The sequence below is a fragment of the Streptomyces cathayae genome, assembly GCF_029760955.1.
Classification (GTDB): Bacteria; Actinomycetota; Actinomycetes; order Streptomycetales; family Streptomycetaceae; genus Streptomyces; species Streptomyces cathayae.
In genome coordinates this window covers 6,170,775-6,196,453 of sequence record NZ_CP121682.1, presented here as the reverse complement: position 1 = coordinate 6,196,453, position 25,679 = coordinate 6,170,775, and the positions used below count along the sequence as shown (strand labels likewise).

Sequence of the window (25,679 nt, the reverse complement as noted above, 5' to 3'; positions counted from 1 at the left end):
GGATCTCGCCGGGACTCCGCGGGACGGCGGTGGTGGTGTCAGCCTCCGGTGTGCACCTGGAAGGCCGCCCGCCGGACCGCTTTGGCCAGAGCCGGGTCGGGGTGCGCGGCGGCGAGCGCGACCAGTACCTGCACGGTGCGCGGGTGTCCGACCGCGCGCACCTCGTTCAGCAGCGCGGGGACGGTCGGCTGGACCGCGGACTCCAGGTGCCGTACCAGCAGCGGGGCCTCACCGTGGTCGGCGACCGCGGCGGCGGTGTCCACCCACAGCCAGGTGGCCTCGTCCCGGGTGAGGACCTGGTGGGCGTCCTCGGGGTCGGCGCCCTCGTGCTCGGCCAGCCACAGCAGGGCGTAGGGCCGCAGCGTCGGCTCGTCGTGCACGGCGCGGACCTCGGGTTCGGCGGGGGCGCCGACCACGCGCAGCGCCTCGAAGGCGAGGCCGCGCAGGAGGGCGTCCTCACCCCGGGCGGCGTCGAGCAGTTCGGTGACGGCGCCGGCGACCGGGCGGGCGGCGAGCCAGGCGCGGTACTCGGCGCGGGCCGCGTTGGGGCGCAGCTGGGCGCAGCCGCGGAGCATGTCCTCGGCGCTCTGCTCGATGTTCCCGGCGGGGCTCTGCGCGGCGACGCAGATCTGCTCCAGCTTGACCCAGACCGCCCAGCTGCCGAGCGGGGTGAGCGTGGCCTGTCCCTCGCCGTAGGTGAGGGCGCCCACCGCGGCGAGGGCGCGCAGGGCCCATTCGAGAAGCGGGGCGAGCGGGGCGTCGGCGGCGCCCGGCTCGACGGGCGCGGGCCGGGCGGACCGGAGCGCGAGGGCGGGGCCGGGCCCGGGGTGGGCGGCGTCGGCGGAGTGGGGCGCGTAGTCGACCTCGCAGCGCTCCGTGCGCAGTTCGGTGACCCGTTGCTGCAGGAGGTCGAGGAGCTGGGGCACGGGGACGGGCCCGGCCGAGAGCTGGAGGAAGGAGAGCACCTGCGGCATGGCCGAGACGACCTCGCCGACGGTGGCGGGTTCGTGGCCCTCGGGTTCCGGGTGGGCCAGCGACCAGGCGTCGAAGAGGGCGACCCAGCCCCGCAGCACGGCGCTGTCGTCGCGGTCCCAGGCGCGCAGCCGCCAGCCGGGGCGGGCCGTGTCGCCGTGCACCTCGACCAGACCGGCGAGCCGGGCCGTGTCCCAGTCGGCCCGGACCTGAGCCGGGGTCAGGCCCAGATCGTCGGCCGCCCATGCGACGGTCGCGTCGGAGAGGATGGCCTTGCCGGCGGTGGTGGCGCTGCTCCGGCCGGGTCCGAGGGCGGCGTCGGCCCAGCGGGCGACGCGGGCCGCGCCGGCCAGACCGGAGCGTGCCGTCCTGGCCAGCTCCGCGGGGGCCGGTGTGCCTTCCGGAGGGCGCGGCGCAGGACGGCGCGAGCGCTGCTGGTTCATCGCCCTGGGGGCGGCGGCCAGGGGTCGCGGGCGGACAAGTCGAAGCCTGGAGTCGCGCGGGATACGGGACGTCACGGGTGCAGTCTTGCGGTTGACGGTCCGAAAACCCAAACGGAATGTCACCGGCGGCGACGGAGAGGGCCAACGCACCGGGTCGCGCGGGCGGTCGAGGGGCGGTGGCAGGCCGGCGCCACGGCCCGGAGCGGAATCCCGACGAGGACCCGCACCACCGGCCACCCGGCCGCCCGACCGCCCGACCGGCCGCCCGGCCGCCCGCCGGAGCGGACGAGGCGGGCGCGGAGGGCACGGCGGTCACATGCCGAAGGAGCGGAGGTCACATGAGCGGGGTGAGGAAGCGGCGCAGGGCCTCTTCGTAGGCGTCCTGGTCGGCGTTCCACATGGCGCCGTGCGGAGCGTCCTCGACCGTGAGCAGGGTGACCGTGTTGGGCTGGGCGGCGGCCAGGCGGCGGGAGAGCCGCCAGGGGGCCACCACGTCGCCGGGGCCGTGGACGATCAGGGTGGGGACGCCGATGTGTTCCGCCTCCGCCGTGCCGGGGTGGTGGTCGCCGTAGCGGCCGGTGCGGCCCTGGGCGGCGCGGACCGCCAGCGGCAGCAGCGCGCCCGGGGTGCGGCGGGCGGCGGCGAGGGCGCGCAGGGTCGATTCCCAGCTGAGCACCGGGGAGTCGAGGACGAGCCCGGCGATGCGGTCGCGCAGGGTGGAGCGGGCCGCGGCGCGCAGCGCCATGGTCGCGCCGGTGGACCAGCCGAGCAGGACGACCTGCCGCGCGCCGGCGTCCAGCGCGTGGCGGATCGCCGCGTCGAGGTCGCGCCACTCGGTCTCGCCGAAGTGGTTGAGGCCGTCGGGTGAGCGCGGTGCGCCCGGATCGCCCCGGTATGAGGGGACCAGTATCGGGAAGTGGTGGCGGTGCAGGAACTCCATGACGTTCATGGGGTGTTCCCGGGTGGCGCCGAGGCCGTGCACCGCGAGCACCCAGGTGTCCCGGACGCCCGGCAGGAACCAGGCGGGAAGGGGGCCGAGTTCGCCGGGGACCTCGATGTCGGTGTGGTCCAGGCCCAGTGCGGTGCCCGGGTCCCCTACGTACAGGTTCGGGGTGAGCCACGCCCGGTCGCCGGGCTTCAGGGTGCCCCGCACGACGCGTTCGAGACGGCGTACGACGGTGTCGGCGGAATCCGACACGCCTTCCAGCACGGGTCCGACGACCGCGTGGGAGTCGTCACCGGTGAGGCCGTAGCGGCCGGGGCGCAACGCGGCGAGGTCCCGGGTGAGGCTGACCTGGCCGGCCGCGGTGGCGTGCACGGTGAGCCGGGGCTCGGTGGGCAGCGGCCTGCCCGGCGGCGCCTTGAGGGCCGCGTCGCTGGCGAGCCGGCCGGCCGCCACCGCGGCGGCGCCGGCACCTATCACGGCGGTGACGGCAGCGGCCGTCGCTCTGGCAGTGCGCACGGAACCCAGTGTCCCGGCGGACCGGCCACCCGGCCAGTGGACGTCCCTCCCGGGCGGCGCCTCAGCCGCGCTGCCCGTAGCCCCGCAGGCGGTCCGTGACCTCTGCCAGCTGGTCGGCCGACAGGAGGGCCGGGGAGCGGCCCGGGACGGACGAGGCGGTCAGCCAGAGCCTGCACATCCACTCCAGCTGGGCGGTGCGGTCGTAGGCCTGGTCGAGGGTGGTGCCGTGGGTGAGGGTGCCGTGGTTCCTCAGGAGGCAGCCGGTGCGGCCGTCGAGGGCACGCAGCATGTGCTCGGCCAGCTCGTCGGTGCCGTACGTCGCGTACGGGGCGACCCGGACGGGCCCGCCGAGCGCGGCGGCCATGTAGTGGACGAGCGGGAGTTCGTCGACGAGCGTGGAGACCGCCGTCGCGTGCACGGCGTGTGTGTGCACCACGGCGCGGGCGCCGGTCGTGCGGTACACCGCGAGGTGCATGGGCAGCTCGCTGGTCGGGACCAGGGTGCCGAGGACCTGGCGGCCGGCGAGGTCGACACCGGTCACGTCGTGCGGGGTCAGCCGGTCGTAGGGCACTCCCGACGGTGTCACCAGCACGGTCGGACCGACCCGCACCGAGACGTTTCCGGAAGTACCGACGACGAGTCCGTCGGAGACGGTCCGCCGGGCGGCCTCGACGAGGCCGGTCCAGGCGCGCGCCTCCTCGTCACTCACCTGACGTCGCTGCTCGGTCATGCCGTGATCCTGCCGGGTGACGAAGGTCTCTTCAACGGCTCCGCGGTCGGCCGCGAACGCCCGCTGACGGAGTCACAGCCCTTCAGCCGCACCGGCGCGGATGGGTCATGGTGGACGTACGGCCACCCGATGGAACGAGAACACCCACCACGGTCATCCACGCGCCCATCCCAGTTCATCTTCTGTTCACCCAGGTTACCTACGTTCAACGCGCCAATGACTTCGAACGATTGCCTGGGTAAATGGAAAGCTTCTCGCTGATCCTCGCGATTGTGGTGGTAACCGCACTCGCGTTCGATTTCACGAACGGTTTCCACGACACCGCGAACGCGATGGCGACAACCATTTCGACCGGTGCTCTCAAGCCCAAGGTCGCGGTGGCCATGTCCGCCGTGCTGAACCTGGTGGGCGCCTTCCTCTCCGTGGAGGTCGCCAACACGATCTCCAAAGGCCTCGTCGACGAGGCCGGCATCCGTCCCGAGGTCATCTTCGCCGCACTGGTCGGCGCGATCCTCTGGAACCTCCTGACCTGGCTGGTCGGTCTGCCGTCCAGCTCCTCGCACGCCCTGATGGGCGGCCTGATCGGTGCCACCGTCGCCTCGGCGGGCTTCGGCGCGGTGCACGGCGACGTCCTGGTCACCAAGGTGCTGATCCCCGCGATCGCCGCGCCGCTGGTCGCCGGCCTCGCCGCGATGTTCGCCACGCGGCTGACCTACCGTCTGGGCAAGAAGGCCGACGGCAAGGCGTCCGAGAAGGGCTACCGGGCGGGTCAGATCGCCTCCGCCGGCCTCGTCTCCGTGGCCCACGGCACCAACGACGCGCAGAAGACGATGGGCATCATCACCCTGGCCCTGGTCGCCGGCGGCGCCCTCGCCCCGGCCTCCGACCCGCCCCTGTGGGTCATCGTCTCCGCGGGCGTCGCCATCGCGCTCGGCACCTACCTCGGCGGCTGGCGCATCATCCGCACGATGGGCAAGGGCCTGACGGACCTCCAGCCGCAGCAGGGCTTCGCCGCCCAGACCAGCGCCGCGACGGTCATCCTGGCCTCCTCCCACCTCGGCTTCTCCCTCTCCACCACGCACTCGGTCTCCGGTGCCGTGATGGGTGCGGGCCTGGGCCGCAAGGGCGGTGTCGTCCGCTGGTCGACGGCCACCCGGATGTTCGTCGCCTGGGGTCTGACGCTGCCGGCGGCGGCCCTGGTCGGGGCCATCGCCGAACTGGTCTGCCGAGCCGGCAGCTGGGGCACCGCCGTCGTCGCCGTCTTCCTGGTCGCCTCCAGCGCGGCGATCTGGAAGATCTCCCGGCGGGAGGTCATCGACCACACCAACGTCAACGGCCACGATGAGGCCGACGGTTCAGCCGCCGCCGAGGAGTCGGCCGGCGTGGTGACCGCCGCCATGGCCGCGGTGACCCCGCCCCCGGCCGGCGAGCTCTCGGCCACCATCCCGGCCCCGGCCGCCGCCGACCCGCCCGCCAAGACCACCGTCTGACCGCGCCCCGGCACGAAGGAAGAAGAGCACCATGCAGATCGACTGGGCGGCCCTCGGTTCCGTCTTCGGCGTCAGCCTCGTGGTCACCGTGGCTCTGGTGGCCCTGTTCACCCTCGGCATCGTCGGCCTGTCCCGCCATGAGCAGGCCGTGGCCCAGGGCCAGTCCGCGGCCCTGGCGGTCGCCGGCGCCTACGCCTGCTTCGCGGCCTGCACGGCGGCGGTGGCGTACGGGATCTATCTGATCATGGCCTGATCAAGGTCGTCTCCGTCCGACGGGCGGTGCGGGGCTTCACGCCCCGCACCGCCCGTTCGCGTTCCCCCCACCCGAACCCCTCTGTGGGTCTCAGCACACTTCAGCCTCGCAGGTCAAAGGCAGGTTGACGGTTCTTCCGGACCGTGGTGGACTGCCGGATGCCAATGCGGCGGCAGGAGAGGAAGCCGGTGGAAGTCCGGCGCGGTCCCGCCACTGTCACCGGGGTGAACACCCCGGGAGCCAGGAACTCTCACCGCCGGTCTCGTCGAACCAGGGCGTGGACACCCTGAGTGAGGACATATCGCCATGCCCGGCTGCCCGTCGAGGTCGACCAGCGACGTTCCCCCCCGACTCGGGGCGGACCTGTCCACCGGATCCCCCACCGGCTGAACCCATGGGTGCCGATCGCGAGTTCGCGTACGGCGCCGCCGCCGGCCTCCTCGGCGACCTGCTCCTCGGCGATCCCCGCCGGGGACATCCGGTCGCCGCTTTCGGGCGGGCCGCGGCTGCCGTGGAACGGATGCTGTGGCGGGACGACCGCGGCCGGGGCGCGTTGCACACCGCCGTCTGCGTCGGCGGTGCCGTCGCGCTGGGGAGCCTTGCCGCCCGGTGCGTACGGTCCTCCCCCGCCGCCTCGGTCGCCCTGACCGGCGCCGCCACCTGGGCCGTCGTCGGCGGGACGTCGCTGGCCCGGGAAGCCCGTGCCATCGGACGGTCCCTGGAGACCGGGACCACCGAGGGCCTCGAGGCGGCGCGGGCCCGGCTGCCGCACCTGTGCGGGCGGGACCCGCAGGCGCTGGACGCCGACGGGATCGCCCGCGCGGTGGTGGAGTCCGTCGCCGAGAACACCTCCGACGCCGTGGTGGGCGCCCTGGTGTGGGGCGCCGTCGCCGGGGTGCCGGGACTGCTCGGGTTCCGGGCCGTCAACACCCTGGACGCCATGGTCGGCCACAAGTCGCCCCGTCACCGGCGCTACGGCTGGGCCTCCGCCCGCCTCGACGACGTCGCCGGGTGGCCCGGGGCGCGGCTGACCGCCGTACTCGCCGCGGTCGCCGGACCGGACCCGCAGGGCGCCCTGCGGGCGTGGCGCGCGGATGCCGCGAAGCACCCCAGCCCCAACGCCGGCCCCGTGGAGGCCTCCTTCGCGGGCGCGCTCGGCGTGCGGCTCGGCGGAACACTGTCCTACGCCGGACGGGTCGAACACCGGCCCGTCCTCAACGGCACCGGCCGTCCCGTGGCCGTGGCGGACATCGACCGGGCGGTACGGCTCTCACGGCGCGTCGGCTGGCTGACGCTCGGCGTCGGTGCCGCCGCGCGGATCGCCGGTACGCGGATCGCCGCCGCACGGATCGCAGGGAAGGGACACAGGTCATGAGCGGTGGGGGTCTGCTGGTCGCCGGTACCACCTCGGACGCCGGCAAGAGCGTGGTGACCGCCGGGATCTGCCGGTGGCTGGTACGGCAGGGCGTCAAGGTCGCGCCGTTCAAGGCACAGAACATGTCGCTGAACTCGTTCGTGACCCGCGAGGGCGCCGAGATCGGGCGGGCGCAGGCCATGCAGGCCCAGGCCTGCCGGGTCGAGCCGACCGCGCTGATGAACCCCGTGCTGCTCAAGCCGGGCGGGGAGCGGAGCAGCCAGGTGGTGCTGCTGGGCAAGGCGGTCGGCGAGATGAGCGCGCGCGGCTACCACGGCGGGCGGCAACAGCAACTGCTGGGCACGGTGCTGGACTGCCTCGCGCAGTTGCGGGGCACGTATGACGCGGTGATCTGTGAGGGGGCCGGCAGCCCGGCCGAGATCAACCTGCGGCGCACCGACATCGTGAACATGGGGATCGCCAGGAACGCCGGGCTCCCCGTCCTCGTCGTCGGCGACATCGATCGCGGCGGCGTCTTCGCCTCCTTCTTCGGCACCGTCGCCCTGCTCTCCCCCGAGGACCAGGCGCTGGTCGCCGGGTTCCTGGTGAACAAGTTCCGGGGCGACGTGTCGTTGCTGGAGCCGGGCCTCGACATGCTGCACGGCCTGACCGGGCGGCACACGTACGGCGTGCTGCCCTTCCGGCACGGGCTCGGTATCGACGAGGAGGACGGGTTGGCGGTGTCCCTGCGCGGCGCCGTGCGGGAGTCGGCCGTCGCCCCGCCGGTCGGCGAGGACGTGCTGCGGGTCGCCGTGTGCGCGGTGCCGCTGATGTCCAACTTCACGGACGTGGACGCGCTGGCCGCCGAACCGGGCGTCGTCGTGCGGTTCGTGGACCGGCCCGAGGAACTGGCCGACGCCGACCTCGTCGTCCTGCCCGGAACCCGCGGAACCGTGCGGGCCCTTCAGTGGCTGCACGAGCGGGGGCTGGCGGCCGCCCTGCGGCGGCGGGCCGCCGAAGGGCGGCCCGTGCTGGGGATCTGCGGGGGTTACCAGATCCTCGGCGAACACATCGAGGACGAGGTCGAAAGCCGCGCGGGGCACGTCGACGGGCTCGGACTGCTGCCCGTACGGGTGCGGTTCGCGCGGGAGAAGACGCTGACCCGGCCCACCGGGGAAGCCCTCGGCGAGCGGGTCGAGGGGTACGAGATCCACCACGGGGTCGCCGACGTACGGGGAGGCACGGCGTTCCTCTCCGATGACAGTGGACACGGCCTGGACGGCTGCCGGGTCGGCCAGACCTGGGGCACGCACTGGCACGGCTCACTGGAGTCCGACGGCTTCCGCCGGGCCTTCCTGCGCGAGGTGGCCGCCGCCGCGGGGCGCCGTTTCGTGCCGGCCCCCGACACCTCCTTCGCCGCGCTGCGCGAGGAGCAGCTCGACCGGCTCGGCGACCTGATCGAACAGCACGCGGACACGGACGCGCTCTGGCGGCTCATCGAGTCGGGCGCGCCGCAAGGACTGCCTTTCATTCCACCGGGAGCACCCGCATGAGCACAGTGTTGTTGTTGTCGACCGCCGACACGGACCTGCTGGCGGCCCGCGCCGCCACCGGCGTCTCCTACCGGATCGGCAACCCGACCCGCGTGGACGTGGCGGCCGGACTGCCCGCGCTGCTCGACGGCGCGGACCTCGCCGTCGTACGGCTGCTGGGCGGCAGACGCGCCTGGGAGGACGGGCTCGCGGCGCTCAGGGCGTCCGGCGTCCCGACGGTGCTGCTCGGCGGGGAGAGCGTGCCGGACGCGGAGCTCATGGCCGAGTCGTCGGTGCCCGCGGGCGTCGTGGCGGAGGCGCTGAAGTACCTGGTGGAGGGCGGCCCCGACAACCTGGCCGAGCTGGCCCGGTTCCTGTCGGACACCGTGCTGCTCACCGGCGAGGGCTTCGAGGAGCCGCGGAAGATGCCGGAGTACGGGGTGCACGGCTCCCGTACCGTCTCGCCGGACCGTCCGACCGTCGGCGTGCTCTTCTACCGCGCCCACGAGCTGAGCGGCAACACCGCCTTCGTGGACACGCTCTGCGACGCGATCGAGGCACACGGCGCCAACGCCCTTCCGGTGTACTGCGGTTCGCTGCGCGGCGCCGATCCCGGGCTGTACGAGATCCTCGGACGGGCGGACACCCTGGTCGCCACGGTGCTGGCGTCCGGCGGGACGCACGCCTCGCAGGCGTCCGCCGGCGGCGACGAGGAGGCCTGGGACATCGGGGCCCTGGCCGACCTGGACGTGCCGGTGCTGCAAGGGCTGTGCCTGACCTCGTCGCGCGCCGCCTGGGAGGAGTCGGACGCCGCCCTCTCCCCCATGGACGCGGCGATGCAGGTCGCCATCCCGGAGTTCGACGGACGGCTGATCACGGTCCCCTTCTCCTTCAAGGAGCAGGGCCCCGGGGACGTCCCGGTCTACGTGGCCGACCCCGAGCGGGCCGCACGCGTCGCCGGGATCGCCGTACGGCACGCCCGGCTGAAGCACCTGGACAACGCGGAGAAGAAGCTCGCGCTGATCTTCACCGCCTACCCGACCAAGCACTCCCGCGTCGGCAACGCGGTGGGGCTCGACACCCCCGCCTCGGCGGTACGGGTGCTGGACGCCCTGCGGGACGCCGGGTACGGGGTGCACGGGTACCCCGACAACGGCGACGAGTTGATCCACCGGCTCATCGAGGCGGGCGGCCACGACGTGGAGTGGCTGACGGAGGACCAGCTGGCCGCCGCGCCCGCGCGGGTGCCGCTCGCGGACTACCGGGCCTGGTTCGAGAAGCTGGACCCAAAGCTGCGGGACGCGATGACCGAGGCGTGGGGCGAACCTCCGGGTTCGCTGTACGTCGACGGCGAGGACATCGTGCTGGCCTCCCTCCAGTTCGGGAACGTCGTGGTGATGATCCAGCCGCCGCGCGGCTTCGGCGAGAACCCCATCGCCATCTACCACGACCCCGACATGCCGCCGTCGCACCACTACATGGCCGCCTACCGGTGGCTGGAAGCCGCGACATCGGAGGGGGGCTTCGGCGCCGACGCGCTCGTGCACATGGGCAAGCACGGCACCATGGAGTGGCTGCCGGGCAAGGGGCTGGGGCTGAGCGCGGGCTGCGCTCCGGACGCCGTCCTCGGCGACCTCCCGCTGATCTACCCGTTCATCGTCAACGACCCCGGCGAGGGCACCCAGGCCAAGCGGCGCGGGCACGCGACGGTGGTCGACCACCTCGTCCCGCCGATGGCCCGCGCCGACACCTACGGCGACCTGGCGAAGCTGGAGCAGCTCCTCGACGAGTACGCCCTGGTCTCCGACCTGGACCCGGACAAGGCCCCGGCGGTGCGGGCGCAGATCTGGACCCTGATCAAGGCCGCCGAACTCCACCACGACCTGCACGTGGACGACCAGCCGGACGACGACGACTTCGACTCGTTCGTCATGCACGTCGACGGCTATCTGTGCGAGATCAAGGACGTGCAGATCCGCGACGGACTGCACATCCTCGGCGGCGGCCCGGTCGGCGAGCCGCGCGTGAACCTCGTACTGGCGGTGCTGCGCGCCTCGCAGGTGTGGGGCGGACAGGCGAACGCGCTGCCGGGCCTGCGGGCCTCGCTGGCCGAGCACTTCGGGCTGGTGGAGAAGGAGTTGCTGGCCGAGCCCGGTGCCCCGCTGAAGGTGCCGGCCGAGCTGACGGACCTGGTGGACGGTCCGGCGCGGTCGGCCTCCGACGCGATCGACCTGCTGGAGCAGCTGTGCCGGCGGATCGCGGAGGGCATGGAGGAGCGCGGCTGGGCGGTCGAGCGGAGCGCGCCGCTGGTGCGCGAGGTGCTGGGCGCCGAACTCCCGGACGCGGTGGCGGTGGTGGAGTTCGCCTGCCGCGAGGTCGTCCCCCGGCTCGCCCGGACCACGGACGAGATCGGGCACATCCTGCGGGCGCTGAACGGCGGTTACGTCCCGGCGGGCCCGTCGGGTTCGCCGACGCGCGGGCTGGTCAACGTCCTGCCGACCGGCCGGAACTTCTACTCCGTCGACCCCAAGGCGATCCCGTCCCGGCTGAGTTGGGAGGTCGGGCAGTCGCTGGCGGACTCGCTGGTACAGCGGTACCTGCAGGACACGGGTGAGTATCCGAAGTCCGTCGGCCTGACGGTGTGGGGTACGTCCGCGATGCGCACCCAGGGCGACGACATCGCCGAGATCCTGGCGCTGCTGGGCTGCCGTCCGGTGTGGGACGACGCCTCGCGCCGGGTGACCGGCTTCGAGGTGGTGAGGCCGGAGGAGCTGGGCCGGCCGCGCATCGACGTCACGGTCCGCATCTCCGGCTTCTTCCGGGACGCGTTCCCGCACGTCGTGGGGCTGATCGACGACGCGGTGCGGGCGGTGGCGGAGCTGGACGAGCCCGCCTCACAGAACTACGTCCGCGCCCACGCCGACGAGGACACCGCCGAGCACGGCGACCGGCGCCGGGCCACGGCCCGCATCTTCGGCTCCAAGCCGGGCGCGTACGGCGCCGGTCTGCTGCCGCTGATCGACGCGCGGAACTGGCGCAGCGACGCGGACCTGGCCGAGGTGTACGCGGTCTGGGGCGGCTACGCCTACGGGCGCGGGCTCGACGGCCGGGCGGCGCGCGGCGACATGGAGACGGCGTTCCGGCGGATCGCGGTGGCGGCGAAGAACGTCGACACGCGCGAGCACGATATCCACGACGCTGACGACTACTTCCAGTACCACGGCGGCATGGTCGCCATGGTGCGACACCTGACGGGCGAGAGCCCGGAGGCGTACGTCGGGGACTCGGCGACACCGGACCAGGTGAAGACACGCACGCTGGGCGAGGAGACGCACCGTGTCTTCCGGGCGCGGGTGGTCAACCCCCGCTGGATGGCCGCGATGCGCAGGCACGGCTACAAGGGTGCTTTCGAGATGGCGGCGACCGTCGACTACCTCTTCGGCTACGACGCCACGGCCGGGGTCGTGGACGACTGGATGTACGAGAAGCTCAGCGCCGAGTACGTCTTCGACGCCGAGAACCGGGACTTCATGCGGAAGTCGAATCCCTGGGCCCTGAGAGGCATCACCGAACGCTTGCTGGAGGCCGCGGACCGAGGCCTCTGGGCGGAGCCGGACGCAGACACACTCGAGCGGCTGCGTGCCACCTATCTGGAGCTCGAAGGCGACTTGGAGGGCGACGACAAGTGACCACCCCGTTCCCGTTCACGGCCGTTGTCGGGCAGGACGACCTACGGCTCGCGCTGCTGCTCAACGCGGTGTCACCGCAGGTCGGTGGCGTACTGGTCCGTGGGGAGAAAGGGACCGCCAAGTCCACCGCCGTGCGCGCCCTTTCCGCACTGCTGCCGGAGCTGGACGTCGTCTCCGGGTGCCGTTTCTCCTGCACCCCCGGCTCCCCCGACCCCGCGTGCCCGGACGGGCCGCACGAGCCGGGGGCATTCGAGTCGCGGTCGGCGCGGATGGTCGAGCTGCCCGTCGGTGCCTCCGAGGACCGGCTGGTGGGTGCGCTCGACATCGAGCGGGCGCTCGCGGAGGGTGTGAAGGCGTTCGAGCCGGGTCTGCTGGCCGACGCGCACCGCGGGATCCTCTACGTCGACGAGGTCAATCTCCTGCATGACCACCTCGTCGACCTCCTGCTCGACGCCGCCGCCATGGGTGCCTCGTACGTCGAGCGCGAGGGTGTCTCCGTGCGGCACGCGGCGCGTTTCCTGCTCGTCGGGACCATGAACCCCGAAGAAGGCGAGTTGCGACCCCAGCTGTTGGACCGTTTCGGGCTCACCGTGGAGGTGTCCGCCTCGCGGGAGCCCGATCAGCGGGTGGAGGTCGTCCGGCGGCGGCTGGCGTACGACGACGACCCGGCCGGCTTCGCCGCACGCTGGGCCGACGAGGAGGCCGCCGTGCGGGCGCGGATCGCGGCGGCGCGGAAGCTGCTGCCCTCGGTGCACCTCGGTGACGGGGCGCTGCGGCAGATCGCCGCGACCTGCGCGGCTTTCGAGGTGGACGGCATGCGGGCCGACATCGTGATGGCGCGGACCGCGACCGCGCTGGCGGCTTGGGCGGGGCGCACCGATGTGCTCGCCGAGGACGTGCGGCAGGCCGCGCTGCTGGCGCTGCCGCACCGCAGGCGTCGTTCGCCGTTCGACGCACCCGGACTCGACGAGGACAAGCTCGACGAGACGCTGGAGGAGTTCGGCGGGCCTGGTGAGGACGGGGGCGACGACGATCCCGACCCGGGACCGGACGGTGGTCCGGGTGGGCAGCCGGCGCCCGATGAGGGCCCTCAGGGCGATGGCGACACCGCTGCCCGGCCCGAAACCGGTGAGAGCGGGGAGCCGCAGGCGGGACCCGGCGCCGGGGAGCAGTCCGCCGTACGGGCCGCGGAACCGTTCCGGACGAAGGTGCTGAACGTGCCGGGCATCGGTCAGGGAGCCGCCGGACGGCGTTCCCGCGCCCGGACCGAGCAGGGGCGGACCACCGGGGCCCGGCGGCCGCAGGGAACGCTGACCAAGTTGCACCTCTCGGCGACCGTGCAGGCGGCGGCCCCGCATCAGCGGGCCCGGGGCCGGTCGGGGCCCGGGCTGGTGGTCCGGCGGGACGATCTGCGGCAGGCCACGCGTGAGGGACGCGAGTCGAACCTCGTGTTGTTCGTCGTGGACGCCTCGGGGTCGATGGCGGCGCGGCAGCGGATGAGCGCCGTGAAGGGCGCCGTGCTGTCGCTGCTCCTGGACGCCTACCAGCGGCGGGACAAGGTGGGGCTGGTCACCTTCCGGGGATCGGCCGCCGAGGTGGCGCTGCCGCCGACCTCGTCGGTGGACGCGGCGGCGGCCCGGCTGGAGTCGCTGCCGACGGGTGGGCGTACGCCGCTGGCGGCGGGGCTGCTCAAGGCGCACGACGTGCTGCGGGTGGAGCGGTTGCGGGACCCGGCGCGACGGCCGCTGGTGGTCGTGGTGACGGATGGCCGGGCCACCGGCGGTCCGGAACCGGTCGCCCTCGCGGGGCGGGCGGCGCGGCTGTTCGCCGCCGACGGGACCGCGTCGGTGGTCGTGGACTGCGAGTCGGGGCCGGTGCGGCTGGGGCTCGCCGGGCAGCTCGCGGGTGAGCTGGGCGGTACGGCGGTGACGCTGGACGAGTTGCGGGCGGACTCGATCGCCGGTCTGGTCAGGGACGTACAACAGGGGACTTCGAGGAGGGCCGCGTAATGCCGAAGGGGCAGCCGAGTGTGGTGCCGGACGACGGGCTGACGACGCGTCAGCGACGCAACCGGCCGCTGGTCGTGGTGCACACGGGGATCGGCAAGGGCAAGTCGACCGCCGCGTTCGGGCTGGCACTGCGGGCCTGGAACCAGGGGTGGCCGATCGGGGTGTTCCAGTTCGTCAAGTCGGCGAAGTGGAAGGTCGGCGAGGAGAACGCGCTGCGGGTGCTCGGTGCTTCCGGCGAGGGCGGGACCGTCGACTGGCACAAGATGGGTGAGGGCTGGTCCTGGGTCCAGCGGGACGCGCAGATGGACAACGAGGAGAAGGCCCGCGAGGGCTGGGAACAGGTCAGGCGCGACCTGGCCGCCGAGACGTACAAGCTGTACGTGCTGGACGAGTTCGCGTACCCGATGCACTGGGGGTGGATCGACACCGACGAGGTCGTGTCGGTGCTGCGGGACCGGCCGGGGACGCAGCATGTGGTGATCACCGGGCGGAACGCGCCCGACGAGCTCGTGGAGTTCGCCGACCTGGTGACCGACATGTCCAAGGTCAAGCACCCGATGGACGCCGGGCAGAAGGGGCAGAGGGGCATCGAGTGGTGACCTCCGTGCCCCGGTTGGTGATTGCCGCGCCCTCTTCGGGCAGCGGCAAGACCACCGTCGCCACGGGGTTGATGGCCGCGCTCACCGCGCGGGGGCTCGCGGTGTCCCCGCACAAGGTCGGGCCGGACTACATCGACCCCGGGTACCACGCGCTGGCCACGGGACGGGCGGGGCGCAACCTCGACGCGTACCTGTGCGGTCCGGAGCTGGTCGGTCCCCTGCTCGCGCACGGGTCGCGCGGGTGCGACATCGCGGTCGTCGAGGGCGTGATGGGGCTGTACGACGGGGCCGCGGGGGAAGGGGAGCTGGCGTCCACGGCGCAGGTGGCGAAGCTGCTGCGGGCGCCGGTGGTGCTGGTCGTGGACGCGTCGTCGCAGTCGCGGTCGGTGGCGGCGCTGGTGCACGGCTTCGTGACGTGGGATCCGGAGGTACGGGTCGGGGGCGTGATCCTGAACAAGGTCGCGTCGGACCGGCACGAGGCGTTGCTGCGGGAGGCGCTGGACTCCGTCGGCGTGCCCGTGCTGGGTGTGCTGCGGCGGGCCGCGCAGGTCGAGACGCCGTCGCGGCATCTGGGGCTGGTGCCGGTCGCCGAGCGGGGGGCCGCGGCGGTCGGGGCGGTCGCGGCGATGGCCGCGCAGGTGGAGGCGGGGTGCGATCTCGAGGCATTGGTCGGGCTGGCGCGGGGTGCGGGTGCGTTGCCGTGTGCCGCGTGGGACGCGGCCGAGGTCTTGGGTTCCTCGACCCAGGTGGCTGCACCCGGGGACCCGCTGATTCGGGTCGCCGTGGCCGGTGGGGCCGCGTTCACGTTCTCCTATGCCGAGCACTCCGAGTTGCTCGCCGCCGCCGGGGCCGAGGTCGTCGTCTTCGATCCCCTGCGGGACGAGGAACTGCCCGACGGAACCGGCGGGTTGGTGATCGGTGGCGGGTTTCCCGAGGTGTACGCCGCGGAGCTGTCCGCCAACGAGGCGTTGCGCAAGGCCGTTGCCGAGCTGGCGCTGAGCGGTGCGCCGGTCGCCGCCGAGTGTGCGGGGCTGCTGTATCTGTGCCGGGAGCTGGACGGGCTGCCCATGTGCGGGGTGCTGGACGCCTCCGCGCGGATGAGCGAGCGGCTGGCCCTGGGCTACCGGGACGCCGTGGCCGTGTCCGACAGTGCGCTGGCCGGGGCCGGGACGCGGATGCGGGGTCACGAGTTCCACCGCACGGTCGTGGAGCCGGGGGCGGGGGACGCGCCCGCGTGGGGTGTGCGGTCCCCTGAACCGCGCGTCGAGGGTTTTGTACAGCGAGGTGTGCACGCGAGTTATCTGCACACGCACTGGGCGTCCGAACCCGGTGTCGCCCGTCGGTTCGTGGAGAGGTGCCGGACGTCATGAGCAGCAGGCTGATCGGAGTCGGGGTGGGCCCCGGGGACCCCGAGCTGGTGACCGTCAAGGGCGTCAACGCCCTGCGCGCCGCGGACGTCGTCGTCGTGCCGGTGATGGCCGCACCCGACGGAAGGGACGGCGGGGAGCCGGGGCGGGCCGAGGCGACCGTGCTGCACTACGTGTCCGGGGAGAAGGTCGTCCGGGTGGTGTTCGCGCTGAACGAGCGCACCGACCGGGCGCGGCGCGAGACGGCCTGGGACGCGGCCGGTGAGCGGGTGGCCGGGTTGCTGCGGGAGCGGGGCCATGTCGCGTTCGCGACCATCGGCGACCCCAACGTGTACTCGACGTTCACGTATCTCGCCCAGACCGTCGCGGAGTCGGTGCCGGGGACGGTGGTCGAGACCGTGCCGGGGATCACCGCGATGCAGGATCTGGCGGCGCGTTCCGGGGCCGTGCTCACCGAGGGGACCGAACCGCTCACCCTGGTGCCGGTGACCGCCGGGGCCGCCGTACTCAAGGAGGCGCTGGCCGGGCCCGGCACCGTCGTCGCCTACAAGTTCGGGCGGCGGGCCGGCGAGGTGGCCGAGGCGTTGCGGGAGAGCGGGCGGCTCGGTGACGCCGTGTGGGGGTCGGCGCTCGGGCTGCCGGAGGAGTTCGTCCGGCCGGCCGCCGAGCTGGACGGGTCGCCCCTGCCCTATCTGTCGACGCTCATCGCACCGCCCCGGCGTGACGGCGGGCGGGGCGGCAAGCTGTGAGCGGGCAGCCGGGCGAGGGCGGCCGGCCGGCCGGTCCTGCCGGTCCCTTCGCAGACATCACACGAACCGCACGAACCGCAGAACCCGCAGGACTCGCAGAACCCACAGGAGAGGATCGTTTCCCCATGGCCGATGCCCCCACCGGCAAGGTGACCTTCGTCGGTGCCGGCCCCGGCGCCGCCGATCTGCTGACGTTGCGCGCCGCGCGCGCGATCGCCGAGGCCGACATCGTGATCTGGGCCGCCAGCCTGGTCCAGGCGGAGGTCCTCGAGCATGCGCGGGAGGACGCCGAGGTCCTCGACTCGGCGACGATGTCGCTGGAGGACGTCGTGGCCGTGTACGAGCGGGCCCGCGCTCAGGGGCTGCGGGTGGCCAGGATCCACTCCGGGGACCCTGCGCTCTGGGGCGGCACGCAGGAGCAGCTCGACCGGTGCGTGGAGCTCGGCATCACGACCGAGATCGTGCCGGGTGTGTCGTCCTTCTCCGCCGTCGCGGCGCTGGCGCAGCGGGAGTTGACCATTCCCGAGGTGGCGCAGTCCGTGGTGCTGACGCGGCTCGGCGGCGGCAAGACGCCGATGCCGCCCGGGGAGGAGGTCCGCGAGTTCGCGCGGCACGGCACCACCATGGCGATCTTCCTGTCGGCCGCGCGCAGCGGGCAGCTGGTGCGGGAGCTGCTGGAGGGCGGCTATCCGACGAGCACGCCGGTGGTGGTCGCGTACCAGGCGACCTGGCCGGAGGAGCTGGTCGTGAAGTGCACGATCGGCACGCTGGAGGAGACGGTCAAGGAGCACAAGCTCTGGAAGCACACGCTGTTCCTGGTCGGTCCCGCCCTCGACGCGCGCGGCACCCGCTCGCACCTGTACCACCCGGGTCACTTCCACGGCTACCGCAAGGCCGACCCCGAGGCCCGCAGGGCGCTGCGCACCCGGGGTGCGAGCACGTGATCACGGTCGTCGGCACGGGGACCGGGGCGCCGGTCGAGGAGGCCGTGCTCGCCGGGGCGGAGCTCGTGGTGGGCGGGCGGCGGCACCTGGACGCCGTGCGGCTGCCCGAGGGGGCCGAGCGGGTCGTCCTCGGGGCGCTGGCTCCCGCGCTGGACACCGTGGGGAAGTACGTCGCCGAGGAGCGTCCGGTGGTCGTGCTGGCCTCCGGTGACCCGGGGTTCTTCGGGATCGTGCGGGCGCTGGCCGAGCGGTTCGGGTCCGAGCTGCTGGACGTGCGGCCGGGTGTCTCCTCCGTCGCCACCGCCTTCGCGCGGGTCGGGTTGCCCTGGGACGACGCCGTGGTGGTCAGCGCGCACGGCCGGGATCCGCGGACGGCCGTCAACCTGTGCCGGGCCCACCCGAAGGTCGCCGTGCTGACGGGGCCGGGGGCCGGTCCGGCGGAGCTGGGGGCGGCGCTGGCCCGGCACTCCCTGGGCCGGGTGCTGGTCGTCGCCTCCGCGCTGGGCGATCCCGGGCGGGAGCGGGTGGAGCGGGTCACGCCCGCCGCCGCGGCGGCACGGTACTGGGGTCCGGCGGTCAGCGTCGTGCTGTGCCTGGACGAGTCGCGGGGTCTCGGTCCCGTACGGACCGTCGCGGGCGCCGGTACGCCGCCCGCCGGCTGGGCGCTGGACGAGGCGGGGTTCGCCCACCGGGACTCGATGATCACCAAGTTCGAGGTGCGGGCGCTGGCGCTGGCCCGGCTCGGGCCGCGCCCCGGCGAACTGGTGTGGGACGTGGGCGCGGGTTCGGGGTCCGTGGCCGTGGAGTGCGCCCGGCTGGGCGCCGCCGTGACCGCGGTGGAGAAGACCGCGGACGGGGTGGGGCGGATCCGTGCCAACGCCCTCGCGCACGGGGTGGACGTACACGTGGTGCACGGGGAGGCGCCGACCGTGCTGTCCGATCTCGAGGACCCCGACGCCGTGTTCGTCGGCGGGGGCGGGCGGGAGCTGCCCGCCATCGTCACCGCGTGTGCGCGGCGGGCGCGGCGCACGGTCGTCGTCGCCCTGGCCGCCCTGGACCGGGTGCCGGCCGTGCGCGAGGCGCTGGCCGGTGCCGGCTTCACCTGCGACGGGGTGCTGTTGCAGTCGTCGCGGCTGGCGCCGCTGCCCGGGGACGTGACCCGGCTGGCGGCGGCCAATCCCGTTTTCCTGCTGTGGGGTTCCAGACCCCCGGCACGTACCGACATCGAAGGAGCCCCTCAGTGATCGGCCTCATCTCCGCCACCGCGGCGGGAGCCGCCGCGCGGGACCGACTGGCCGCCGCGTGGCCGGACCGTACGCGGGTGTACGAGGGTCCCGTCGGGGACGCCGTACGGGCCGCGTTCGCGCAGTGCGAGCAGCTCGTGTGCTTTCTCGCCACGGGTGCCGTGGTGCGGCTGGTGGCACCGCTGCTGGACGACAAGGCGAGCGACCCGGGCGTGGTCTGTGTCGACGAGGGCGGCCGGTTCGCGGTCTCCCTGGTGGGCGGGCACGGCGGCGGGGCGAACGATCTCGCGCGTGGGGTCGCCGAGGTGCTGGGCGCCGAGCCGGTGGTGACCACGGCGACCGACGCGGCGGGGCTGCCCGGCCTGGACACGCTGGGCTTCCCGGTGGAGGGGGACGTGGCCGCCGTGTCGCGCGCCCTGCTGGACGGTGAGCCGGTGGCGCTGCGCGCCGACGTGGTCTGGCCGCTGCCCCCGCTGCCGGTCGCGGACGAGGGTGCGTACACGATCCGTCTCACGGACCGGCTGGTCGGGGCGGGGCCGCGGGAGGCGGTCCTCCGGCCGCCCACCCTGGTGGTCGGGGTGGGTGCCTCGAAGGGCGCCCCCGTCGAGGAGGTCCTCGCGCTGGTCGAGGGCGCCCTGCGGGAGGCCGGTCTGTCGGCCGCGTCGCTCGCCGAACTGGCCACCGTGGACGCGAAGTCCGAGGAGCCCGGCATCGTGGAGGCGGCCCGGCGGCTGGGTGTGCCGCTGGTGGCGTACCCCGCCGGGGAGCTGGCGCGCGTCGAGGTGCCGAACCCCTCCGACGCGCCGCTCGCCGCTGTGGGCACCCCGTCGGTGGCGGAGGCCGCGGCGCTGGTGCGCGGGGGTGAACTCCTGGTGCCCAAGCGGAAGTCGGAGCGTGCGGACGGGCAGCCGGCCATGGCGACCTGTGCCGTCGTACGGCGGCCGGGGCGCGGGCGGCTCGCGGTGGTCGGGCTCGGGCCGGGGGCCCGGGACCTGCTGACCCCGCGGGCGAGGGCGGAACTGCGGGGCGCGTCCGTGCTGGTGGGTCTCGACCAGTACGTCGACCAGATCCGCGATCTGCTGCGGCCCGGCACCCGGGTCCTGGAGTCCGGGCTCGGTGCGGAGGAGGAGCGGGCCCGCACGGCGGTCGAGGAGGCCCGCCGGGGGCAGGCGGTCGCGCTGATCGGCAGTGGGGACGCGGGCGTGTACGCCATGGCCTCCCCGGCGCTCGCCGAGGCGTCCGACGACATCGACGTGGCCGGGGTGCCGGGGGTGACGGCGGCGCTGGCGGCCGGGGCGATCCTGGGCGCGCCGCTGGGCCACGACCACGTGTCGATCAGTCTGTCCGATCTGCACACGCCGTGGGAGGTCATCGAGCGGCGGGTGCGGGCGGCGGCCGAGGCGGACCTCGTGGTGACGTTCTACAACCCGCGCAGCCGGGGCCGTGACTGGCAGCTGCCGAAGGCGCTGGCGATCCTCGCCGGGCACCGGGAGCCGACGACGCCGGTGGGTGTCGTCCGGAACGCGTCCCGCGTCGACGAGTCCAGTCGCCTGACCACGCTCGCCGCGCTCGACCCGGCGACGGTCGACATGATGACGGTCGTGACCGTGGGCAACACGGCGACCCGTGAGATCGCGGGGCGCATGGTCACCCCGCGCGGCTACCGCTGGCAGGAGGAGTCCCGGTGAGGCGTGTGGTCCATCCCATCGAGCAGGAGTCCTTCCGCCGGTTGCGCGCCCGGCTGGACACCGGGCACTTCCCGCCGCTGACCCGGGCGGTCGTGGAGCGGGTCATCCACTCCTCGGCCGATCTGGCGTACGCGGACGATCTCGTCATGGACGAGGGCGAACTGGCGAAGGCGCACGCGGTGCTGCACGCCGGGGCGCCCGTCGTGGTGGACGTGGAGATGGTCGCGGCCGGGATCACCCGGCGCGGGACCGTCTGCCGTCTCAAGGACGCCGAGGCCGGGCCCGAACTCACGCGTTCGGCGCACGCGATGCGCCTGGCGTACGAGGAGGTCGGCCCCGGGGCGCTGTGGGTGATCGGCTGCGCGCCGACCGCCCTGGAGGAGCTGCTGACCCTGGACGCCTCCCCCGCGCTCGTCATCGGGCTGCCCGTCGGTTTCGTCGGAGCGGCCGAGTCCAAGGCCGCGTTGCGCGAGAGCGGACTGCCCGCGGTGAGCAACGTGTCCGAGAAGGGCGGTTCGGCGGTCGCCGCAGCCGCGCTCAACGCCCTGCTGTACCACCCCACTTCACTTGAGGAGACCTTGTGACCACCCCGCCCGCCCTGATCGTCGCCGGACACGGCACCCGGGACGACGCCGGAGCTCAGGCGTTCCGCGACTTCGTGAAGGAGTTGGGGCGCCGTCACCCCGAACTGCCGGTCGCGGGCGGCTTCATCGAGCTGTCCCCGCCGCCGCTGGGTGAGGCCGTCGCCGAGCTGGTCGGCCAGGGGGTGCGGCGGTTCGCCGCCGTGCCGCTGATGCTGGTGTCCGCCGGGCACGCCAAGGGCGACATCCCGGCGGCGCTGGCCCGTGAGAAGGAGCGTCACCCCGGGATCTCGTACAGCTACGGCCGTCCGCTGGGCCCGCACCCCGCCCTGCTGAACGTGCTGGAGCGGCGGCTTCGGCAGGCGGTGGATCCCTCCTGGGACCCCGCCGAGGTGACGGTGCTGCTGGTGGGGCGCGGTTCGACGGACCCGGACGCCAACGCCGAGGTGTTCAAGGCAGCGCGGCTGCTGTGGGAGGGGCGCGGCTACGGGGCCGTGGAGACGGCGTTCGTGTCGCTGGCGGCGCCGGACGTGCCGAGCGGGCTCGACCGGTGCGCGCGGCTCGGCGCCCGGCGGATCGTCGTCCTGCCGTACTTCCTGTTCACCGGCATCCTGCCGGACCGGGTGCGGCACCAGACCGAGCAGTGGGCGGCGGCGCACCCGAAGACGGAGGTGCGGTCGGCGGACGTCATCGGGCCGGAGCCGGAGCTGCTGGACCTGGTGATGGAGCGGTACACGGAGGCCGTGCAGGGCGATCTGCGGATGAACTGCGACAGCTGCGTGTACCGGATCGCGCTGCCGGGCTTCGAGGACAAGGTCGGGGCGCCGCAGCAGCCGCACTTCCACCCGGACGACGACGGCCACCACCATCACGGGCACCACGGGCACGGTCACGCGCACTCCCATGCGCACTGAACCGGAGGCCGCCGCACCGACGGCGGTGCACGACCTGCGGCACCACGGGGACGCCGAGGTCCGTGACGACGGCGCCGCGCTGGTCGACCTCGCCGTGAACGTCCGCGCGGACACGCCCCCGGCGTGGCTGCGGGAGCGCATCGCCGCCTCGCTCACCGGTCTCGCCGCCTACCCGGACGGGCGGGCGGCGCGGGCGGCGGTGGCGGCGCGGCACGGGCTGCCGGTGGAGCGGGTGCTGCTGACGGCGGGGGCGGCGGAGGCGTTCGTGCTGCTGGCGCGGGCGGTGCCGGTGCGCCGGCCGGTGGTGGTGCATCCGCAGTTCACGGAGCCGGAGGCGGCCCTGCGGGACGCGGGGCACACCGTCGAGCGGGTGCTGCTCCGCGCGCAGGACGGTTTCCGGCTGGATCCGGCGATGGTCCCCGAGGACGCGGACCTGGTGGTGATCGGCAACCCGACGAACCCGACGTCGGTGCTGCACCCGGCCGCGGCGATCGCCCGACTGGCCCGCCCCGGGCGGTTGTTGGTCGTGGACGAGGCGTTCCTGGACGCGGTGCCGGACGAGCGGGAGGCGCTGGCCGGCCGGACGGACGTACCGGGCCTGGTGGTCCTGCGCAGCCTCACCAAGACGTGGGGGCTGGCGGGGCTGCGCATCGGTTACGTCCTGGCCGCGCCGGAGACCGTCACGGCACTGGAGCGGGCGCAGCCCCTGTGGCCGGTGTCCACCCCCGCACTGGCGGCGGCCGAGGCGTGCGTGGGGGCCGGGGCGCTGGCGGAGGCGGCCGGGGCGGCCCACCGCATCGCCGCGGACCGGTCCCATCTGCTCGCGGGGCTGGAGAAGTTCGCCGCGCACGGCCTGAGTGTCGTGCGTCCCGCCGAGGCCCCGTTCGTGCTGCTCCGGCTGGAGCACGCGAGTGCCGTACGCCACCGGCTCCGCGACCTCGGCTTCGCGGTGCGCCGCGGAGACACCTTCCCGGGGCTGGGCGAGCGGTGGCTGCGCCTCGCGGTACGCGACCGGCGGACCACGGACGCGTTCCTGGGGGCCCTGGAGCGGGCGCTGGACGCGGGCTGACCTGCCCTCCCCGCGCGGCCCGCGGGGAGGGAGCGGCCGTCGGTGTGTCCCGGTGGGTACGGCGGGGACCGGCGGTGGGAGCGCCGGTCCCCGTCGACATACCGGTGTACCGATGTACCGGTGTACCGGTGTGCTGGTATGCCGGTGTCCGGCGTCAGGTGCGGCGGCCCCGGCGGGAGAGGGCGACTCCCGCGCCGCCCGCCGCGAGGAGCACGACGGCGGCGGCCGCGACGTACGGGGTCGTCGAGTCGCTGCCCGTCTCGGCCAGGTCCGCCCCGGCCGCCTTCTCGGCGGAGGCCGCCTGTCCGGCCCGCGCGCCCTGGGGCTGCACGTCGGCGGTCCTGGACTCCTCGGACTCCGCCGGCGCCGCCTGCTTCCCGGCCGGGGCGGCGGGCTCATCGGCCGAAGCGTCCGGAGCGGCGGGGACCTCGGCCGGAGCCGCCTGCTTCCCGGCCGGGGCGTCGGACTGCCCGGCCGGGGCGCCGGGCTTCTCAGCCTGGGCTGCGGGCTGCTCGGCCGGGGCGCCGGGGGCCTCGCACTTCGCTTCGGCCAGGGTGACGGTGCCGTCGACCTCGGCGACGTTCAGCTTCAGCGGGTCGACGGCAACCTCGAGCCGGAGCGCGGTGGCGGCGGCGGTGCGGGACGTGGTCTCCGTCCTGGACAGGTCCAGGCGGACCTTGCCGACGCCCGGCACCGTGACCTCGGTGGTGCCCTCGGAGGTCAACCTGACGCGTTTGCCGAGCACGGTCACCGAGCCGGGCAGGGTGACCGAGGCGAGCGGGGTCCGGCCGGTCTCGCAGACGGCCCTGGAGGTGACCTTCTCGAGCTCGATCAGCGACAGCAGCGGCAGTCCGGGCACATGGACCCGGGCCTTGGCGAGGGTGGTGGAGGACTCGGCCCGGTTCCCCTCCACCGTCGCCTTCGCGTCGGCCACCTCCGCGCGCAGCACGCTGAAGGGGCGGCCCTTGTCGACGCCCTCCAGGTCCGCGGTGAGGAGGGTCTTCTGGGCGCTCTGCGGCGCACGGACCTCGTTGAGGGAGACGGTGAGCGGGGCGTTCACGCTCTTGTCGAGCAGGGCCACGTCGAACCCGGCGCGCAGGACGGCCGCACTCGCGCTGCCGTGTTCCCCGGTGGCCTGCGCGGGACCCGCTCCGGCCAGCGCCGCGGGACCTGCGGCGAGGACGGTGGCCGCGGCGACGGCGGACCAACGGCGTGCGGGCATGCGGAAGTTGGTGCTGTTCAAGGTGGTGGGACCCCCATGAGACGTAAGTGGGACCCGGAAAGAATGACCGTCCCGGGAGACGACCGTCAGCGATCCGAGGACACTTCACTCCTTCGTGGCGGGTCCGCCGACACATTCGAATCCTGGGGCACGACTGTTCCCCACCACCGCCCACACGTCACCCGGTGGGCGGGTTTCGCCCGCCGGGCAGCGGTTCCTAGCCGACCACGCGCCCGTTCAGTACCACCCGGCGCGGGTCGGCGAGCACCCGCACGTCCGCGCGCGGGTCGGACCCGTAGACCACGAGGTCGGCCGGGGCGCCCTCCTCCAGGCCGGGGCGGCCGAGCCAGGCCCGGGCGGCCCAGGTGCCGGCCGCGAGGGCGTCGACGGGCGGGATGCCGGCGGTGACCAGTTCGGCGACCTCGGCCGCCGCCAGGCCGTGCGGGAGGGTGCCGCCCGCGTCCGTGCCGACGAAGACCGGGATGCCGGCGTCGTAGGCGGAGCGCACGGTGTCGTAGCGGCGTTCGTGGAGCCGGCGGAGGTGGGCCGACCAGCGCGGGAACTTGGACTCGCCGCCGTCGGCCAGGCCGGGGAAGGTGGCGATGTTGACGAGGGTCGGGACGATCGCCACGCCCCGTTCGGCGAACAGCGGGATGGTGTCGTCGGTCAGGCCCGTCGCGTGCTCGACGCAGTCGATGCCGGCCTCGACCAGGTCCCGCAGGGAGTCCTCGGCGAAGCAGTGCGCGGTGACGCGGGCGCCCAGCCGGTGCGCCTCGGCGATCGCCGCCTCGACGGCGCCGCGCGGCCAGCAGGCCGACAGGTCGCCCAGGTCGCGGTCGATCCAGTCGCCGACGAGTTTGACCCAGCCGTCGCCCTGCCGGGCCTCCTGGGCGACGTAGGCGACGAGGTCGTCGGGTTCGACCTCCCAGGCGTAGTCGCGGATGTAGCGGCGGGTGCGGGCGATGTGCCGGCCGGCCCGGATGATCTTCGGGAGGTCGTCGCGGTCGTCGATCCAGCGGGTGTCGGAGGGTGAGCCCGCGTCCCGCAGCAGCAGGGCGCCGGCGTCGCGGTCGGTGAGCGCCTGCTTCTCCGCGGCCTCGGCGGGGACCGCACCGTGCCGGTCGAGGCCCACATGGCAGTGGGCGTCGACCAGGCCGGGCAGCACCCAGCCCTCGACGGTCCGGACGTCCCGGGCGGTGCCGGGGCGGTCGTAGGAGATCCGCCCGTCGACCACCCACAGCTCGTCGCGGACCTGGTTCTCGTCCGGCCCGACGAGGATCCGGCCCTTCACGTGCAGCACCGCGCGTTCGCTCATACACCGCACCCTATTGAACCCTCCCCCAGCTGAAGCAGGGGGATTCCTGGCTC

At 74.2% G+C, this 25,679-nt stretch carries 20 protein-coding genes and 1 riboswitch; of the genes, 15 read left to right on the top strand and 5 right to left on the bottom strand.

What is annotated here, in order from left to right; translation table 11 throughout:
* Positions 1 to 38: 38 nt before the first annotated feature.
* The 3 genes from PYS65_RS28245 to PYS65_RS28235 form a co-directional block, all read right to left on the bottom strand.
* Entirely contained in the window at positions 39 to 1,490 is a 1,452-nt protein-coding gene (locus PYS65_RS28245; protein WP_279336765.1) for a hypothetical protein, read from the bottom strand.
* A gap of 259 nt (positions 1,491 to 1,749) precedes the next feature.
* Positions 1,750 to 2,877 (bottom strand): alpha/beta hydrolase, encoded by a 1,128-nt coding sequence (locus tag PYS65_RS28240; RefSeq protein WP_279336764.1) that lies wholly within the window; start codon positions 2,875 to 2,877, stop codon positions 1,750 to 1,752.
* Positions 2,878 to 2,938: 61 nt separating this feature from the next.
* The gene (locus tag PYS65_RS28235; protein WP_279336763.1) at positions 2,939 to 3,607 is read right to left on the bottom strand and encodes a class II aldolase/adducin family protein; all 669 of its coding nucleotides are present in this window, start codon (positions 3,605 to 3,607) and stop codon (positions 2,939 to 2,941) included.
* 242 nt (positions 3,608 to 3,849) lie between these two features.
* Here PYS65_RS28235 and PYS65_RS28230 point away from each other — a divergent pair, with 242 nt between their 5' ends.
* From PYS65_RS28230 to cobC, 15 genes are all read left to right on the top strand, one after another.
* Positions 3,850 to 5,097 carry an inorganic phosphate transporter gene (locus PYS65_RS28230; RefSeq protein WP_279336762.1) on the top strand — a complete coding sequence of 416 codons (1,248 nt, stop codon included), beginning with the start codon at positions 3,850 to 3,852 and terminating at the stop codon, positions 5,095 to 5,097.
* A gap of 31 nt (positions 5,098 to 5,128) precedes the next feature.
* Positions 5,129 to 5,350, top strand: a complete 222-nt coding sequence (locus PYS65_RS28225; RefSeq protein ID WP_279336761.1) for a hypothetical protein — start codon at positions 5,129 to 5,131, stop codon at positions 5,348 to 5,350.
* 130 nt (positions 5,351 to 5,480) lie between these two features.
* A riboswitch (cobalamin riboswitch) is annotated at positions 5,481 to 5,619 on the top strand.
* Positions 5,620 to 5,744: 125 nt separating this feature from the next.
* A complete protein-coding gene (locus PYS65_RS28220; RefSeq protein WP_279336760.1) occupies positions 5,745 to 6,725 on the top strand; it encodes a cobalamin biosynthesis protein in 981 nt (326 codons plus the stop codon).
* Positions 6,722 to 8,257 (top strand): cobyric acid synthase, encoded by a 1,536-nt coding sequence (locus tag PYS65_RS28215; protein WP_279336759.1) that lies wholly within the window; start codon positions 6,722 to 6,724, stop codon positions 8,255 to 8,257. The genes PYS65_RS28220 and PYS65_RS28215 overlap by 4 nt, the downstream gene beginning before the upstream one ends.
* Complete coding sequence (cobN, locus tag PYS65_RS28210; RefSeq protein ID WP_279336758.1) at positions 8,254 to 11,925, top strand: cobaltochelatase subunit CobN; 3,672 nt, start codon at positions 8,254 to 8,256, stop codon at positions 11,923 to 11,925. The genes PYS65_RS28215 and cobN overlap by 4 nt, the downstream gene beginning before the upstream one ends.
* Positions 11,922 to 13,934, top strand: coding sequence for a putative cobaltochelatase (locus PYS65_RS28205; RefSeq protein ID WP_279336757.1), 2,013 nt, complete (start codon positions 11,922 to 11,924; stop codon positions 13,932 to 13,934). The genes cobN and PYS65_RS28205 overlap by 4 nt, the downstream gene beginning before the upstream one ends.
* Positions 13,934 to 14,533 carry a cob(I)yrinic acid a,c-diamide adenosyltransferase gene (gene cobO / locus PYS65_RS28200; protein ID WP_279336756.1) on the top strand — a complete coding sequence of 200 codons (600 nt, stop codon included), beginning with the start codon at positions 13,934 to 13,936 and terminating at the stop codon, positions 14,531 to 14,533. The genes PYS65_RS28205 and cobO overlap by 1 nt, the downstream gene beginning before the upstream one ends.
* Positions 14,530 to 15,903 carry a cobyrinic acid a,c-diamide synthase CobB gene (locus PYS65_RS28195; protein ID WP_423836129.1) on the top strand — a complete coding sequence of 458 codons (1,374 nt, stop codon included), beginning with the start codon at positions 14,530 to 14,532 and terminating at the stop codon, positions 15,901 to 15,903. Before cobO ends, PYS65_RS28195 begins: the two co-directional genes overlap by 4 nt.
* Entirely contained in the window at positions 15,900 to 16,649 is a 750-nt protein-coding gene (gene cobI / locus PYS65_RS28190; protein WP_279336754.1) for a precorrin-2 C(20)-methyltransferase, read from the top strand. Before PYS65_RS28195 ends, cobI begins: the two co-directional genes overlap by 4 nt.
* A gap of 125 nt (positions 16,650 to 16,774) precedes the next feature.
* The gene (gene cobM, locus PYS65_RS28185) at positions 16,775 to 17,593 is read left to right on the top strand and encodes a precorrin-4 C(11)-methyltransferase (RefSeq protein WP_279336753.1); all 819 of its coding nucleotides are present in this window, start codon (positions 16,775 to 16,777) and stop codon (positions 17,591 to 17,593) included.
* Positions 17,590 to 18,837 carry a precorrin-6y C5,15-methyltransferase (decarboxylating) subunit CbiE gene (gene cbiE, locus PYS65_RS28180; protein WP_279336752.1) on the top strand — a complete coding sequence of 416 codons (1,248 nt, stop codon included), beginning with the start codon at positions 17,590 to 17,592 and terminating at the stop codon, positions 18,835 to 18,837. Before cobM ends, cbiE begins: the two co-directional genes overlap by 4 nt.
* Positions 18,834 to 20,525 (top strand): precorrin-3B C(17)-methyltransferase, encoded by a 1,692-nt coding sequence (gene cobJ, locus PYS65_RS28175; protein ID WP_279336751.1) that lies wholly within the window; start codon positions 18,834 to 18,836, stop codon positions 20,523 to 20,525. The genes cbiE and cobJ overlap by 4 nt, the downstream gene beginning before the upstream one ends.
* Positions 20,522 to 21,109: a precorrin-8X methylmutase gene (locus PYS65_RS28170; RefSeq protein WP_279336750.1), complete on the top strand. Its 588-nt coding sequence runs from the start codon at positions 20,522 to 20,524 to the stop codon at positions 21,107 to 21,109. Before cobJ ends, PYS65_RS28170 begins: the two co-directional genes overlap by 4 nt.
* Complete coding sequence (locus PYS65_RS28165) at positions 21,106 to 22,020, top strand: sirohydrochlorin chelatase (protein WP_279336749.1); 915 nt, start codon at positions 21,106 to 21,108, stop codon at positions 22,018 to 22,020. The genes PYS65_RS28170 and PYS65_RS28165 overlap by 4 nt, the downstream gene beginning before the upstream one ends.
* Positions 22,010 to 23,089 carry an Rv2231c family histidinol phosphate aminotransferase CobC gene (cobC, locus tag PYS65_RS28160; protein WP_279336748.1) on the top strand — a complete coding sequence of 360 codons (1,080 nt, stop codon included), beginning with the start codon at positions 22,010 to 22,012 and terminating at the stop codon, positions 23,087 to 23,089. The genes PYS65_RS28165 and cobC overlap by 11 nt, the downstream gene beginning before the upstream one ends.
* Positions 23,090 to 23,243: 154 nt before the next feature.
* Here cobC and PYS65_RS28155 read toward each other — a convergent pair whose 3' ends face one another.
* Both PYS65_RS28155 and PYS65_RS28150 read right to left on the bottom strand, forming a co-directional pair.
* On the bottom strand, positions 23,244 to 24,332 hold the full coding sequence (locus PYS65_RS28155) for an SCO1860 family LAETG-anchored protein (protein ID WP_423836128.1): 1,089 nt from the start codon (positions 24,330 to 24,332) through the stop codon (positions 23,244 to 23,246).
* Between the two features lie 196 nt (positions 24,333 to 24,528).
* Positions 24,529 to 25,626, bottom strand: a complete 1,098-nt coding sequence (locus PYS65_RS28150) for an amidohydrolase family protein (RefSeq protein WP_279336746.1) — start codon at positions 25,624 to 25,626, stop codon at positions 24,529 to 24,531.
* Between the last annotated feature and the right edge of the window lie 53 nt (positions 25,627 to 25,679).